Origin of the sequence: Brevundimonas sp. CEF1, assembly GCF_051353055.1 — a bacterium.
GTDB lineage: Bacteria > Pseudomonadota > Alphaproteobacteria > Caulobacterales > Caulobacteraceae > Brevundimonas.
Window position 1 is genome coordinate 327316 of sequence record NZ_CP195593.1, and the last position, 13902, is coordinate 341217.

The 13902-nt window shown below is 70.0% G+C and carries 11 protein-coding genes; 6 read left to right on the plus strand and 5 right to left on the minus strand.

The window, feature by feature from the left end:
• Position 1 precedes the first annotated feature (1 nt).
• The 6 genes from ACR9FL_RS01705 (at position 2) to ACR9FL_RS01730 (ending at position 6628) form a co-directional block, all read left to right on the plus strand.
• Positions 2–1417, plus strand: coding sequence for a sensor histidine kinase (locus ACR9FL_RS01705; RefSeq protein ID WP_296176022.1), 1416 nt, complete (start codon positions 2–4; stop codon positions 1415–1417).
• A complete protein-coding gene (locus ACR9FL_RS01710) occupies positions 1417–4314 on the plus strand; it encodes a bifunctional [glutamine synthetase] adenylyltransferase/[glutamine synthetase]-adenylyl-L-tyrosine phosphorylase (RefSeq protein ID WP_436356856.1) in 2898 nt (965 codons plus the stop codon). Before ACR9FL_RS01705 ends, ACR9FL_RS01710 begins: the two co-directional genes overlap by 1 nt.
• Positions 4315–4378: 64 nt before the next feature.
• Positions 4379–5005, plus strand: a complete 627-nt coding sequence (locus ACR9FL_RS01715) for an EF-hand domain-containing protein (RefSeq protein ID WP_436356857.1) — start codon at positions 4379–4381, stop codon at positions 5003–5005.
• A gap of 63 nt (positions 5006–5068) precedes the next feature.
• Positions 5069–5641: an RNA polymerase sigma factor gene (locus ACR9FL_RS01720; protein ID WP_436356858.1), complete on the plus strand. Its 573-nt coding sequence runs from the start codon at positions 5069–5071 to the stop codon at positions 5639–5641.
• Between the two features lie 16 nt (positions 5642–5657).
• A complete protein-coding gene (locus ACR9FL_RS01725; protein WP_436356859.1) occupies positions 5658–6095 on the plus strand; it encodes a hypothetical protein in 438 nt (145 codons plus the stop codon).
• The gene (locus ACR9FL_RS01730; RefSeq protein ID WP_296176030.1) at positions 6092–6628 is read left to right on the plus strand and encodes a periplasmic heavy metal sensor; all 537 of its coding nucleotides are present in this window, start codon (positions 6092–6094) and stop codon (positions 6626–6628) included. Before ACR9FL_RS01725 ends, ACR9FL_RS01730 begins: the two co-directional genes overlap by 4 nt.
• Positions 6629–6785: 157 nt before the next feature.
• Here ACR9FL_RS01730 and ACR9FL_RS01735 read toward each other — a convergent pair whose 3' ends face one another.
• The 5 genes from ACR9FL_RS01735 to ACR9FL_RS01755 form a co-directional block, all read right to left on the minus strand.
• A complete protein-coding gene (locus tag ACR9FL_RS01735) occupies positions 6786–7976 on the minus strand; it encodes a serine hydrolase domain-containing protein (protein WP_436356860.1) in 1191 nt (396 codons plus the stop codon).
• Positions 7977–8276: 300 nt separating this feature from the next.
• Positions 8277–10688, minus strand: coding sequence for a PAS domain-containing sensor histidine kinase (locus tag ACR9FL_RS01740; RefSeq protein WP_436356861.1), 2412 nt, complete (start codon positions 10686–10688; stop codon positions 8277–8279).
• Positions 10689–10799: 111 nt separating this feature from the next.
• Positions 10800–11378, minus strand: coding sequence for a hypothetical protein (locus tag ACR9FL_RS01745; protein WP_296176039.1), 579 nt, complete (start codon positions 11376–11378; stop codon positions 10800–10802).
• An 88-nt stretch (positions 11379–11466) separates the two neighbouring features.
• The gene (locus ACR9FL_RS01750) at positions 11467–11880 is read right to left on the minus strand and encodes a CBS domain-containing protein (protein ID WP_296176041.1); all 414 of its coding nucleotides are present in this window, start codon (positions 11878–11880) and stop codon (positions 11467–11469) included.
• A 79-nt stretch (positions 11881–11959) separates the two neighbouring features.
• Positions 11960–13813 carry a vWA domain-containing protein gene (locus ACR9FL_RS01755; protein ID WP_436356862.1) on the minus strand — a complete coding sequence of 618 codons (1854 nt, stop codon included), beginning with the start codon at positions 13811–13813 and terminating at the stop codon, positions 11960–11962.
• Positions 13814–13902 lie beyond the last annotated feature (89 nt).

The following is a 13902-nucleotide window of genomic DNA, read 5'->3' on the forward strand; positions in this document are numbered from 1 at the left end:
CATGAAGCTGCCCTCGCTCTTTCGGCGGACGCCGTTTCGGCTGACGTTGCTGTTTCTGGCGCTGTTCGTGACCACGGCCAGCGCGGTGCTGGCCTATGTCTATGTCGCCTCGGCGTCCGAGGCGCGGGCGCGGGCCGAGGCGGGGGTAAGGAGCGAAGTCGAGGCCCTGACGGCGGTTTACCGGACGCGCGGGGTCGACGCCCTGAACCAGGCCCTGGTGGAGCGGACGCTGCGGGGCGGGTCCTATCTCTATCTGCTGATGGACAAGGATCGGAAGACGATCACCGGCAATATCTCGACCTCGCCGCTGGACCCCGGCGCGGCGGTGCAGGGCGGGCGCTGGGATGACTTCCGCCTGACCGACACCGACGAGGAGGGGCGCGTCCGCAAGCGTCAGGCCATCGGCGTCGAGATGCCGCTGTCGGGCGGAGAACAGCTGTTCGTCGGCGAGGACATCGGCGACATCGAAGCCTATCTGTCGCGCCTGACCCAGGCCCTGTGGGGAGCCATGATCATGGTTCTGGTGCTGGGCGTCGGCGGCGGGCTGTGGATCAGCCGGGGCGTCGAGCGGGCCATGGGCGGGCTGAACCAGGTGGTGACGGCGGTGCAGGAGGGCGACCTGAAGGCGCGGGCGCCGATCCGCCATTCGGGCGACGAACTGGACGAGTTGGGCCAGGGGCTGAACACCATGCTGGACCGGCTGGAGGCCTCAATGGCCTCGATCCGCCACGCGGGGGACGCCATCGCCCACGACCTGCGCTCGCCCCTGACGCGGATGCGGGCCAAGCTGGAGGTGGCCTTGATGGACGCCGACGCCGGCAAGGTCTCGGGCGTGGACGCCCTGGGCGTCGCCCTGGACGAAGCGGACCTGCTGCTGAAGACCTTCAACACGGTTCTGGCCATCGCTCGGCTGCAGGCGGGCGGGGCGCCCGATCCCAAGGTGTTCGACGCCGCCGAACTGGCGACCGACATGGCCGAGCTCTACGAGCCGTCCGGCGAGGACAAGGGGCTGGAGTTCTCGGCCGAGATCGAGAAGGGGCTGATGATCGAGGGCAACCAGCCCTTCCTGGCCCAGGCCCTGGCCAACATCATCGACAACGCCATCAAATATACGCCGTCGGGCGGGGCGGTGAAGTTCCGCGCGCGGCGGCGCTCGTCGGGCGAGATCGAGTTTTCCGTCACCGACACCGGGCCGGGCGTGCCGGACGAAGACCGCGACCGGGTGCTGCAACGCTTCGTCCGGCTGGACAACAGCCGCACCGAGCCGGGCTCGGGGCTTGGGCTGTCGCTGGTGACGGCGGTGGCCGAGGCCCACGGCGGTCGGGTGCAACTGGATGAGGGGCCGGGGGCCTATGGCGGGCAGGGGCCGGGCCTGCGGGTGGCCCTGGTCCTGCCGGCGGCGAGCGGGGCGGCCTGATGAGCGACAAGCTGGGGGCTGTGCTGAAGCCGTGCGGCCCGGTGCGCCACGCCGAGGCGGCGGGCCGTATCCATGAACGGCTGGCCGAGGCGGCGGACGAAGGCGGCTGGCGGGCGACGCTGGACGGGGCCTGGGGCGCGCTGGAACCGGTGTTCGCGGCCTCGCCCTATCTGGCCGGGCTGGCGCGGCGTTGGCCGGAACGGTTGCGACAGATACTGGAGACGCCGCCCGAGACGCGGCTGGCCGAGATATTGGCGGCGACCGAGGCGATCGACGGTCCTGCGGACGAGGCGAAGGCGCCGTTGCGCTTGCTGAAGGCCGAACTGCATCTGCTGACGGCCCTGTCGGACCTCGGCGGGGTTTGGGGTCTGGATCAGGTGACGGGCGCGCTGTCGCGGTTCGCCGATGCGGCGGCCCAGGCGGCCCTGCGCTGTCTGGCTCACGACCAGAGGCGGCGTGGCAAGCTGATCTCGGCGGCGGATGACGCGCGCGGCCCGGTCCCCGGCCTGTTCGTCCTGGCCATGGGCAAAGGCGGGGCGTTCGAGCTCAACTATTCCTCGGACATCGACCTGTCGCTCTTCTTCGAGCCGGAGGCGCTGGAAAGCGCCCTGGGCGAAGGCGTGGAGGCGCAAGGCTTCGTCAACCGGCTGGCTCAGGGGCTGGCCAGTCTGCTGAGCGAGCGGACGGCGGACGGCTATGTCTTCCGCGTGGATCTGAGGCTGCGGCCCGATCCGTCCTCGACCCCGCCGGTGGTCGCCGCGCCCATGGCTCTGGCCTATTATGAATCCGTCGGACAGAACTGGGAACGGGCGGCCTTCATTAAGGCGCGGGTCTGCGCCGGGGATGCGGTCGAGGGGGCGGAGTTCCTGAAAGCCCTCGTCCCCTACATCTGGCGCCGCAGCCTGGACTATCAGGCGGTGCTCGACATCCAGTCGATCAAGAAACAGATCCATGTGCACAAGACCGGCGAGGGGCTGGAGGCGGCGGGCGCCAATCTGAAGCTGGGCCGCGGCGGCATCCGCGAGATCGAATTCTACGTCCAGACCCAGCAGCTGATCCTGGGCGGGCGCGACAAGGGCCTGCAGTCCTCGCGGACGCTGGAGGCGCTGGAGGCGCTGACCGCGCGCGGCCATGTGACGCCCGAGGCGCGCGACGAACTGACGGCGGCCTATCATGAGCTGCGGGCGCTGGAGCATCGGGTGCAGATGCTGGCCGACGAGCAGAGCCACGTCCTGCCGGCCGATCCGGAGCGCCGCGCCGACGTGGCGGCGCTGGCGGGGCAGGGTGATCTGGCGGCGTTCGACGCCGGGGTCGAGGCCGTGCTGGTCGGGGTCAACCAACGCTATGGCGAGCTGTTCGAGGGCGGCGAGGAGCTGTCTTCGCCCTACGGGAGCCTGGTCTTCACCGGGGTCGAGAACGATCCGGGCACGCTGGAAACCCTGAAACGAATGGGCTTTTCCGAGCCGGCGACCGTGTCAGACACGATCCGCAGCTGGCACCACGGCCGCATTCCGGCGACGCGGACGGCGCGGGGGCGCGAGCTGTTCACGCGGCTGGCCCCGCAACTGCTGACGGCGGTGGCGAAGACGGGGGCGCCCGATGCGGCCTTCCGCCGGTTCGCAGTCTTCTTCTCGGGTCTGAGCGCCGGGGTTCAGGTGCAGGCCCTGTTTCTGAACCAGCCCAGGCTGTTCGATCTGGTGGTCGGGGTCATGGCCTTTGCGCCCAGATTGGCCCGCGCGCTGGGGCGTCAGCCGCAGGCCCTGGACGGGGTGCTGGATGCGCGCTTCATGACGGCCCTGGGCACCGACACCGGCTTGGCCGATCAGGTGGTGCGCGAGGCGCATGAGGCGGGCGATTTCGAAGGGGCCATGAACGCCGTGCGCCGTCTGCATCGCGAACAGACCTTCCGCATCGGCATGCATGTCGTCACCGGCCGGACCACGGCCGAGCAGGCCGGGCTGACCAACACCTCCCTGGCCGACGCCTGCATGAAGGGCCTGGCGCCGGCGGCCCTGGCCGAGGCCGAGCGGATGGGCGGAGCCTTCGAGGGCGCGGTCGCCGTGGTGGCCCTGGGCAAGGCCGGATCGCGCGAGATGACGGCGGGGTCGGATCTGGACCTGATGACGGTCTATGCCGCGCCGCCCGAGGCGACCTCGGCGGGCAAGGGGTGGAGCGCGGACCTATTCTACGGCCGGTTCACCCAGCGGTTCATCGCCGCCCTGTCGGCCCACACCGCCGAGGGCGGCCTCTATGAGGTGGACATGCGGTTGCGGCCGACCGGGTCCAAGGGGCCGGTGTCGGTGCGGCTGGAGGCGCTGGACGCCTATTACGCCGAGGAGGCCGAGACCTGGGAGTTCATGGCCCTGACGCGCGGGCGGCTGGTCTGGGCCAGCGACGAGGCGTTCGGCGCGCGGGTCGAGGCGACGCTGGAGTCGGCGTTGCGGCGGCCGCGTCCGGGCGTGGACGTGGCGCGGGACGTGCGGGCCATGCGCGACCTGATGGACCGCGAGCGGCGACCCAAGGGGTTCTGGGACCTGAAGCTGTCGGCGGGGGCGCAGGTGGACGCCGAGTTCGTGGCCCAGTACCGCCAGCTGTGCGCGGCGGCGGCGGGCGAGGCGCTTACCGTCTCGACGCTGGAGGCGCTGAGGGACGATCCCATCCTGGCCGAGAGCTGGCGGACGCATCAGCAGCTGGGGCAGCTGATGGCCTGCGCCTTCGAGGACAAGGGCGATCCCGACGCCGAACCGGCGGGCTTCCAGCAGCGGCTGGCGGAAACGGCGGGGGCGCCGGACTTCGAGACCCTGAAGGCGCGGCTGATCGATCTGCGTCTGAGGGCGCGGCGGGCGTTTGAAGAGGCGCTGCCGCGCGGCTTGAACAAGGGGCGCGACGGAAACTGATCCGGGCGGCGTTCCATATCTCGACAGGGAGTTTTTCGGGCCTCGGCCCGTGGAGACCATCGAGATGAAGAAGACCATCAGCGGCGTCGCCGCCATCGCCTTTCTGACCGCTTTCAGCGGCGTGGCTGTCGCCCAGACGGCCGCCCCGCAGCGCCCGGCGCGCGCCACCATGGCCCAGCCGGTGTCGCAGGCCGACTTTGTCGCGCGTCGGGTCGAGCGCCTGCGCGCGGCTGACGCCAATCGCGACGGCACGGTCACGGCCGAGGAACTGCGCGCCGCCGGTCAGGCCAAGCGCGCCGAGCGCCGCACCGCCATGTTCGAGCGCCTGGACGCGAACAAGGACGGTTCGATCAGCCGCGCCGAGTTCGACGCGCCGCGCGCCGAAGGCCAGCGCGACGGCCAGCGGGCTGGACGTGGCGCACACGCCGGTCGCGGTCATCGCGGCGGGATGCATGGCGGGGCGCAGCGCATGGGGCGAAACGGCGAAGGCCGCACGCCCATCGTCATCACTGAAGCCGAACAGAAGGCGAGCGAGGCCTTCGCCCGTCTGGACGCCAATCGCGACGGGACGCTGACGCTTGAGGAGCGCCGCGCGGGCATGGAGGCGCGTCGCGCCGAGATGCGCGAGAAGCGTCAGGAACGTCGTCAAGCGGCCCCGGCGGCGTCGCCTTCGACGCCCGCTTCGGAGTAGGATGGATGTCGGGGAAGGCGGTCCGACCGTCGGCCCGTTTCGTGAATGGCGAAAGAGGCTGGATTGGCGAAGACCGCCGACCCCGACGAGGAACTGGTGCGGCGCGTGGGTCAGGGCGACCCCGCGGCGATCCAGGCCATGGTCGCTCGCAAGCTGCCGCGCATGCTGACGCTGGCGCAGCGGATGCTGGGCGATGCGACGGAGGCTGAGGACGTGGCCCAGGAAGCGATGCTGAGAGCCTGGCGACAGGCGCCCCGCTGGACGCCGGGTCAGGCCAAGTTCGACACCTGGCTGCACCGGGTGGGGCTGAACCTCTGCTACGACCGGCTGAGGCGACGGCGCGAGATCGCCACGGACGCGCCGCCGGATCGGCCCGACGAAGGGCCGGCGCCCGATCGCGGCCTGCTGGCCCTGGAGACCGGGGCGCGGGTCGAGGCGGCCCTGGCCAGGCTGCCCGAGCGGCAGCGCGAGGCCATCGTCCTGTGTCACTATCAGGAACTGGGAAACATCGAGGCGGCGGGGCTGATGAAAATCAGCGTCGAGGCCCTGGAGAGCCTGCTGTCACGCGGACGGCGGGCGTTGCGGACGGCGCTGGCCGATATGGCGCCGAATGCCGCGAGAGCGGCGAATGGGTAAGGCGGGGGCTGGAACCATGACGATGACCTACGAGCGTTTCGAGTATCTGGCGGACGCCTATGGCGGCGACCTGCGGCGCTGGCCTGAGGGCGAGCGCGAGGCGGCGCGCGCCCTGACGGCGAGCGATCCGCGCGCCGCGGTCCTGCTGCGGCAGGCCGACGGGCTGGACGCCCTGCTGGACGCCGCGCCGCGACCGGCGCCGTCGCACGCCCTGCGCGAACAGGTCATTGCTAGCGCGGCGGGGGCGGGCCTTGGAGCTGGTTTGCGGGCGCGTCGTCGCGGTCCTGGGCCCCTGGCCTGGCTGTCGGGCGCCGGGTGGGCGGCGGCGGCCTGCGCCGGGGTGGTGTTCGGGGTCAATCTGACCAGCCATCTGACCGCCGATGTCCAGGCCGACGCGGTCCTCTATCAAGCCAGTCTGACCAGCGCGGACGACACGGAGGTTCTGGGCGGATGACGTCGCGGAGTTTGAAGATCGCCCTGGCCGTTTCGGTCGCCCTCAACGTCTTCGGCCTGGCGGCGGTCGGCGCCGTCTGGGTGGCGCGCGACAAGATCGAGCACCGCATCGCCGAGGCGCACAAGCCGGGCCGCAGCGAGCCGGTCTGGGACGTGATCGAACGCATGGATCCGGCGGTGCGTGACAAGGTCAAGGCGCAGTTGCGAGCGGCGGCCATGCAGGCCCGGCCCGATTTTGACGAGGCGCGGGCGGCGCGGCGCGAGGCCATCGCCCTGACCGGCGGCGAGACCTTTGATCCGGTGGCGGTCGCGGCCCTGCTGGAACGCTCGCGGGCGTCCGAGGCGCGCGGCCGGTCGCGGCTGGAGACGGGGGCGGTCGAGACGCTGAACCAGCTCAGCCCGGCGGACCGCAAGGCCCTGGCCCCCATCCTGTCGCGCCACAAGGCGAAACGGGAGGCACGCAAGCCCGAGAAGGCGGAGAGTCCGGCCGCGCCGGCAGCCTCCGCACCGGCTGAGGCCCCGGTCCGCCCGTAGTCTCGCCCGTCATCCCGGACGGCCGTCAGGTCGATCCGGGATACAGGCGCCGGCAATAGGACTGACCGCCTAAACCGACTGTCGAAGCTGGCCTGACGAACGTCAGCTGAGGATGGGAAACGGACAAGCGATCACACTGTGAGGTCAGGGGCTGTCGTCAGTTTTCGACGGCGAGACCGGGGATGTATTGCGCAGCAATCTTGTCCGCAAATCTCTGGGGCCCAGCGCCCATCAGGTTCGTCAGAACGATCACTGTCAGATCATCCTCGGGGTAGATGAAGATGGCCGCGCGATCGCCGCCTGTGGGCGTGATCGCGGGATGTTCCGCGCGGCGGATGGACGGCCAGCCCAGTCCATAGCCATTGATGGTTCGGTTGAAGCCGCGATAGCTTCCGTCGGGCAGCTGCTGCGGCGCCCAGAGCTGTTCGAGGCCCTTTTCGCTGACCAGTTTGCGATCCTGCAGGGCGATCACCCATGCGGCCAGGTCTCGGGCCGTAGCCTGAACGCCTGCGGTGGGATGCATGTAGGCCGGCCACACCTCTTGGCGCGCCATCGGGGTCTCGCTGCGCTCGACGCCGACGGTCCTCATGCCCTCCAGCTTCAGCGTCAGATAGGTATAGAGCGAAGCCAGTTCGGGGACGGTGTCGGCAGTATTTCCAAAGCGGGCCTGCTCCATGCCCGCGGCGTTGAACTGCCCCTCGCGAACGAAATCGACGAAGGGCTTGCCCGAGATCTTCTCGATGATCTTGCCCATCAAGGCATAGCCGGTTTGATTGTAGGCATACTGCGTTCCGGGCGCATATCTCAGGGGAAGCTCCTGCACCTTGGCCCAGGCGGCGTCGGGCTCGGCGCCGTCGATCAGTCGGGTGTTGTCGTCGATGATCTCGGGCAGGCCGGACGTGTGCGTGAGGACCTGGCGGACCGTGATCGCCTCCCACGACGCCGGTAGCCCTTCGAGATACTGCGTCACCGAGGCGTCGAGATCGAGTTTTCCAGCCTCGACCAGCTGCATCGCCGCGACGCCGGTGAAGGCCTTGCTGATCGAATTGACGCCGAAGACAGTGCGGTCCGTCACAGGTTTGGCGGTCTCGAGGTCGGACTGGCCGTAGGCGCCCGTGAAGACGATTTCGCCGTTTCTCACGATCGCCAGTTGAAGCCCCGGAATACGGCGAGAAGCCATCTCGCCTTGAACCAGTTGCTCAATCGCGGCGATCTTGTCGCCCGTCTCCGCGACCTGTGTCACTTGAGCGTCGGCCTTATCGGCAAGACCGCCCATGATCGCAATCAGGCCGATTGCGGCAGAAATTTTGTTCAGCATTCTTTGGGTTATCCAGGGCTTGGGGCGCAACGACGCGTTGATTGAGTGACGGGCTGGTCACGCTCATCGGTTGACCCGTTCGCTGCAGGCTGGTCCACCTCGGCTCGGCCAATGGCGCCCCCTGATCGGTGAACGGCCGGGCGTCCCGGCGAACGGTCGCCTGAAGGGGGCTGTCAGGCTTGGGGTCGCCATGGTCGAAATGCGACCTTGGAGTGAAGTTGCAGGACGGACGCTCGGCGCGGATGATCCGCGCTTGTCCCTGACGATGTTCGGGCAAGCGCCGTTGCCTAGATCCTAGATCCTAGATCTTCGGCTCGCGGGAAGAGCGGCTCAGGCCGCCTGCGACTGAACCCGCTGGGCGGGGGCGCCGAGCGGGGCCATGGCGCCTTCGGGGGCGCGGATGGGCAGGTCGAACCAGACGGTGGTGCCGTGGCCGGGTTCGCTTTCGATGGTCATCTGGCCGCGATGCAGTTCGATCAGGGACTTGGTCAGGGCCAGGCCCAGGCCGGTGCCTTGCGTGGTCTTGGAGTGCTGGCCCTCGACCTGTTCGAAGGGCTGGGCCAGGCGGTCCAGGTCGGCGGCGGCGATGCCGATGCCGGTGTCGGCGACTGAAATCCGCACATGATCGGCGTCGTGCGCGGCGACGGTCACGGTGACGGCGCCGCCCTCGGGCGTGAATTTCACGGCGTTGGAGATCAGGTTCAGCATCACCTGTTTCAGTCCGCGATGATCGGCCTCGATCTGCACGGCGTCGGGGGCGACCAGGCCGAGGGTCAGGCCGGACTCCATCGCCTTGCCCCGCATCAGGCGGATGGCGTCGTTGCACAGGCCGTTCAGGGACACGGTCTCATAGTGCAGGGTCAGCTTGCCGGCCTCGATCTTGGCCATGTCGAGGATGTCGTTGATCAGGCTGAGCAGGTGCTGGCCCGACTGGTGGATGTCGGCGGCGTAACCCTTGTAGCGACGGTCGCCCAGGGCGCCGAACATCTCGCCGGCCATGATCTCGGAGAAGCCGTTGATGGCGTTCAGCGGGGTGCGCAGTTCGTGGCTCATATTGGCCAGGAACTCGGACTTGGCCTGGTTGGCGGCCTCGGCGCGGGTCATGGCGACCTCGTACTTGCGGGCCAGAAGCTGCAGCTTGACCTCGCGGTCCTCCAGCTCGACGACCATGGCGCGCAGTTCGTCGGCGGCGCGGCGGCGCTCGGCCTCCTGACGGCGGATGACGGTGATGTCGGCGGCGATGACCACGGTGCCGCCGTCGCCGGTGAAGCGTTCGGCCATCTGCAGCCAGCGACCGTCCTTCAACTCGACTTCGCGCACGCCGGCGCGACCGCTGGCGGAGGGGTGTTCGGCCTTGATGGCCTCGGCGGCGATCAGGTTGAGCGCGTCCTTCTGGGCGCCCTTGCGAACCACGCCGGCGGGGAAGGCGAAGGCGTCCTGGAAGGCCTGGTTCCACAGGATCAGACGGCCCTGACGGTCGAACAGGACGAAGGCGTCCGACACGCTTTCGATGCCGTCGCGCAGGCGGTTCTCGGCGGCCTGGGCCTGGGCCTTGGAGCGGCGGGCCTCGGTGATGTCCAGGGCCACGCCCAGCAGACTGGTGAAGCCGGCGTCGCGGCGGGCCTGGCGGGACTGGCCGCGGGCGTCGATCCAGCGGATGCCGCCGGACTTGAGCGGGACGGGGAAGGTGACGTCGAAGACGCCGTCGGCGGCGGCCCGGTCGAGGGCGTCGACCAGGGTCTCGCGGTAGCGCGGGTGGACCTTCTCGATCAGGGCCTGGGTGGTCAGGGCCTGACCGGGTTCGACCTCCAGCATGGCGGCCATGTAGTCGGACAGAACCACCTCGCCGCGCGCCAGATCCCATTCCCACACGCCGCAGCGGGCGGCCTCGACGGCGACGCGGAAGCGACGCTCGGTGTCGGCCCAATGGCGGCCGGCGCGGGTCTGACGCCAGTTCTGCACGGCCAGGACGGCCAGCATCAGCAGCACCAGCAGCAGGGGGCCGGCCAGCATCCAGGCGTCGTCGAGCCAGGCGGCGAGGCCGCCGGTCGCGGGCATGGCGGCGACGACGGCGTGGTCGGTCGCGTCCACGGGGGCGGAGGCGGTCAGGCGCACCTGGCCGTCGGCGCCCCTGACCGGACGACCGGCGTCGGCGGGCGCCTGACCGGCGGGAACGACGCTCAGACGAGCGCCCGGCAGGGCGGTCTTGAGCTCGGGCAGGGGCGTGCGGGCGGTGACCGTGCGACCGTCGGCCAGCGGGCGACGGGTCGTCAGGGCGCCGTCGTGAAGCGCATAGGCGGACGACGCGCGCCCGGCGGTCGCTGGGTCGGTCTTGCCGCCGACCGCGGCCAGAACCCGTCCGTCCTTGTCGGCGATGACGAAGGCGGCCTCGGGGGCGATGGCGCGGGCGCGGTCCAGGGCCTCGACCGCCTGGGTCGGACTTCTGGTCAGGTCATGGGCCGCCAGCTCGCGGGCCACGAGGGCTAGGGCGCTGTCGGTCAGGGCCAGGCGGGCGGTGATCTGGCTGGCGGCCAGGCGGGCTTCCAGCGTCAGGGCCTCGACCTTGATCGCCTGGGCTTCGCGGTCGGGACGTCCGTCGTCGCGGATGACCAGCAGGGCGTAGGCGGTGATGACCAGGGCGATGGCGAGCATGAGGACGCGCACCCAGGGCATGTGGCCGCGCGCGGTGCGATCCGAGGCCCGTCGGCCCGGCTGGTAGCTGCGGCGCTCAGTGCCCTGCAAGCCGTCCCCTCATCCTGAAACAGACGGGGAATCTAGGCTGCGTCGCGGATTCCTGTCGAGGCCCGGCGTGGAAGGCTTTTCACCTTGGAGGCGAACCGGTGCAGGAAAGACTCAGGCGGCGGTTTCGGCGGCCGCCGCCGGAGCGTGGGCCGCGTCGCCGGGGGCGGCTAGGACGTCGGTGATCTGACGCAGGACGTCGCGGGCGCGGCGAGCCAGATGCAGGCTCTCCGGCGGGGCGTCGTCGGGGGCTTCGGACACGGTCTCGACCAGTTCGCGGGCCAGATCCATCAGGTCGGGCGCGGCGGCGATCAGGCGCGACTGGAACTCGATGCGTTCGGGATCGCGATCGTATTCAGCGCCGGGCACGCGCCAGCCGCCCCAGTCGGCCTTGTCGGTGACGACGACCGGATAGGAGCCGGGGAAGGGATGGTGGGCGCAGTCGGCCGGTTCCTGCCACTTGTTGCGGGCGCGCAGGACGCGCCAGTCGCCCAGGACGGTGGCGGCGGCGTCTTCGGCGGGGAGTTGCAGTTCGGCGGCCTGGAACTCGCGGCCCAGGCCGACCTCGTAGGTGATGCGGACCGGCTCGTCGAAGCCCTTGGCCCAGACGGGCAGGACCTTCTCGACCTGGGCCCAGGCGCCGACGCTTTCAACCCAGACCTTCTGGCCCTTCTGGAACTGCGCGCGCGCCATGCGGATTCTCCCTGCGAAGGGCCAGCATGGCGCGACAGCCGTTATCGTCCGGTTCCGCGTCGTGGTTAGCGGGCGGTAAAGAGCGGGATCAGGCGGGGCGGGAAATCTCTTCCAGCGCCTCGCCGGCGTAGCGTTCCTTGACCCGGGTCGACAGGTCGCCCAGCGAGACCACGCCGACCAGGCGGCCGTCCTTATCGACCACCGGCAGGCGGCGGACCTGGCGCGAACTCATCAGGTCCAGGGCGGCCTTCAGGTCGTCGTCGGCGCGGACGACCAGGGCGTCGCGGCTGAGGAACTCGACCACCCGCGCGTTGGGCGCGGCGCCTGAGGCCACGGCGCGCACCGTGATGTCGCGGTCGGTGATGGCTCCCACCAGGTTCTCGCCGTCTGCCACGGGGATGAAGCCGAAATCACCCGCCGCCATGCGGGCGGCGACTTCCTGCAGGGTGTCGTTGGGACGGGCCACCTGCACGTCCTTGCTCATCACGTCGCGGATCTTCATGGGCGTTTCCTACCGTTGGCTGACTAGCGTGACGGTTAGAACCCCTCACGCACAAAGGGGGTTCCGACCGTCGCCGCCGTTAGGGCTCCCTTCGTTCGGGCAGGGTCTGGGCGGCGCGGACCAGTTGCACGAACTCGGCGCGGTCGCCGTAGGGGTCGTCGCCGCGCGCGCCTTGCGCCTGTTCGAGGATGGCGTCCCAGCCGTAGTCGGCGTTCATCCACGGATCGCCGCGCAGCTTTTGCGCGAAGGCGGCGACGGCGACGGCCCAGCGCATGGCCTCGGGCAGCTGTGCGCTGACGCGGTCGTCGGCGGGATTGGCCAGGGCTTGCTGGATCAACTCGGAACGGGCGGCGCCGGGCTGTTTGTAGCGGACCTGGATAAAGCCGATCTCGTCGTTCGGATCGCCGGCGCCGGCGGGCGTGCGATTGTCGGGGTAGCGGCGCTCAGGGATCTGGGTCGGGCCGCCGACGGGGGTGATCTCATAGAGGGCGGTGACGGAGGCGCCCGAGCCGACCTCGCCCGCGTCGATCGCGTCGTTGTTGAAGTCTTCCTCGTTCAGCAGGCGGGTTTCGTAGCCGATCAGCCGCCATTCGGCGACGCGGGCGGGGTTGAACTCGACCTGAATCTTGACGTCGTCGGCGATGGGGAAGGCGCCCTTGTCGAACTGGGGGCCGAACAGGCGGCGCGCCTCCTTCAGATCGCTGACATAGGCGGCGGTTCCGTTGCCGGCCTGGGCGATGGCCTGCATCCGGGCGTCCTGATAGTTGCCCCGTCCGAAGCCATAGACGGACAGGTAGATGCCGGTCTGGCGCTTGTCGGCGACATAGTCCTCCAGCCGCTTGTCGTCGGTGACGCCGACGTTGAAGTCGCCATCGGTGAACATCAGGATGCGGTTGACCTTGTCGCGGCCAAAGCCGGCCTGGGCCTGGTCATAGGCATTGGTCATGCCGGTGGCGCCGGCCGTGCCGCCCGACGCGCGCAAAGAGGCGACGGCGCAGCGCAGCTTCAGCTTCTCATTGCCCGAGGTGGGGGCCAGGGTCGTGCCCGCGCCCTCGGCGTAATAGGCCACAGCGACGCGGTCCTGGGGCCGCAGACGGTCGATGATCAGGTTCATCGCCTGCTTGGCCAACTCCAGCTTGTCGGGCCGGTTCATCGAGCCGGAGACGTCGACCAGGAAGGTCAGGTTCAGCGGACGGCGCTGGGCCTCGGGCAGTTCATAGCCCTGAAGCCCGACATGGACGATCTGGCGGCCCGGCGCCCAAGGGGAGGCGGCGACGGCGGTGGTGACGGCGAAGGGGCGCGCCGCCGAGGTCGGGCGGGCGTAACCGTAGTCGAAGTAGTTGATCATTTCCTCGACGCGGACGGCGTCGCGCGGCGGGGCGCTGCCGTTGTCGATGAAGCGGCGGACATTGGCGTAGGCGGCGGTATCCACGTCGATGGAGAAGGTCGAGACGGGTTGATCCACCGTGCGCTTCACCGGGTTCGGCGTGGCGTCGGGATAGCGTTCGGTGTCCGCGGACGGGGGAGCGGGGATGCCCGGCGGGCGATGCGCGATGCGCGAACCGCTGACGACCATCTCATTGGCGGCGCCGGGAGGAGGAGGAGGAGGAGGGGGCGGCGGCGGGGCTCCGACCGGAGGGGGCGGCGGTCCGGGGACGATGACCGGCGGGCCGGTGTACTCGACCCGGTCCTGCTTCATTGTCGGCGCGATCGGCACGGCGACGGGCGGCGGAGGGCGACGCGATATGGGCGGAGCAGGCGGCGTCAGGTTGAAGCCGAAGGCGCGACAGGCGGCGTCGGTCGGGGTTCCATCGCGCTGGGGCGGGGGGACGGGCGCGGCCACGACCGGCGCGGGCGCGGCGGTCATTAGGGCGGCGACGGCGGCCAGGGTCAGGCTGGTCGGGTGGCGTCGTGACGGGTCGCGGTTGGGCATTGAACAATCTCCTCCATCCCTGCTGCTCCCAGTAGGATGACGATGTTCGGCGGAACTGTGGCGATTATTTCGCGCTGATAGAATGGGGC

What these genes read in the sequence shown, in the direction of transcription:
- ACR9FL_RS01705 (WP_296176022.1), top strand. Translation starts at nt 2, where the DNA reads ATGAAGCTGCCCTCGCTCTTTCGGCGGACGCCGTTTCGGCTGACGTTG.
- ACR9FL_RS01710 (WP_436356856.1), top strand. Translation starts at nt 1,417, where the DNA reads ATGAGCGACAAGCTGGGGGCTGTGCTGAAGCCGTGCGGCCCGGTGCGC.
- ACR9FL_RS01715 (WP_436356857.1), top strand. Translation starts at nt 4,379, where the DNA reads ATGAAGAAGACCATCAGCGGCGTCGCCGCCATCGCCTTTCTGACCGCT.
- ACR9FL_RS01725 (WP_436356859.1), top strand. Translation starts at nt 5,658, where the DNA reads ATGACGATGACCTACGAGCGTTTCGAGTATCTGGCGGACGCCTATGGC.
- ACR9FL_RS01730 (WP_296176030.1), top strand. Translation starts at nt 6,092, where the DNA reads ATGACGTCGCGGAGTTTGAAGATCGCCCTGGCCGTTTCGGTCGCCCTC.
- ACR9FL_RS01745 (WP_296176039.1), bottom strand. Translation starts at nt 11,378, where the DNA reads ATGGCGCGCGCGCAGTTCCAGAAGGGCCAGAAGGTCTGGGTTGAAAGC.
- ACR9FL_RS01750 (WP_296176041.1), bottom strand. Translation starts at nt 11,880, where the DNA reads ATGAAGATCCGCGACGTGATGAGCAAGGACGTGCAGGTGGCCCGTCCC.
- ACR9FL_RS01755 (WP_436356862.1), bottom strand. Translation starts at nt 13,813, where the DNA reads ATGCCCAACCGCGACCCGTCACGACGCCACCCGACCAGCCTGACCCTG.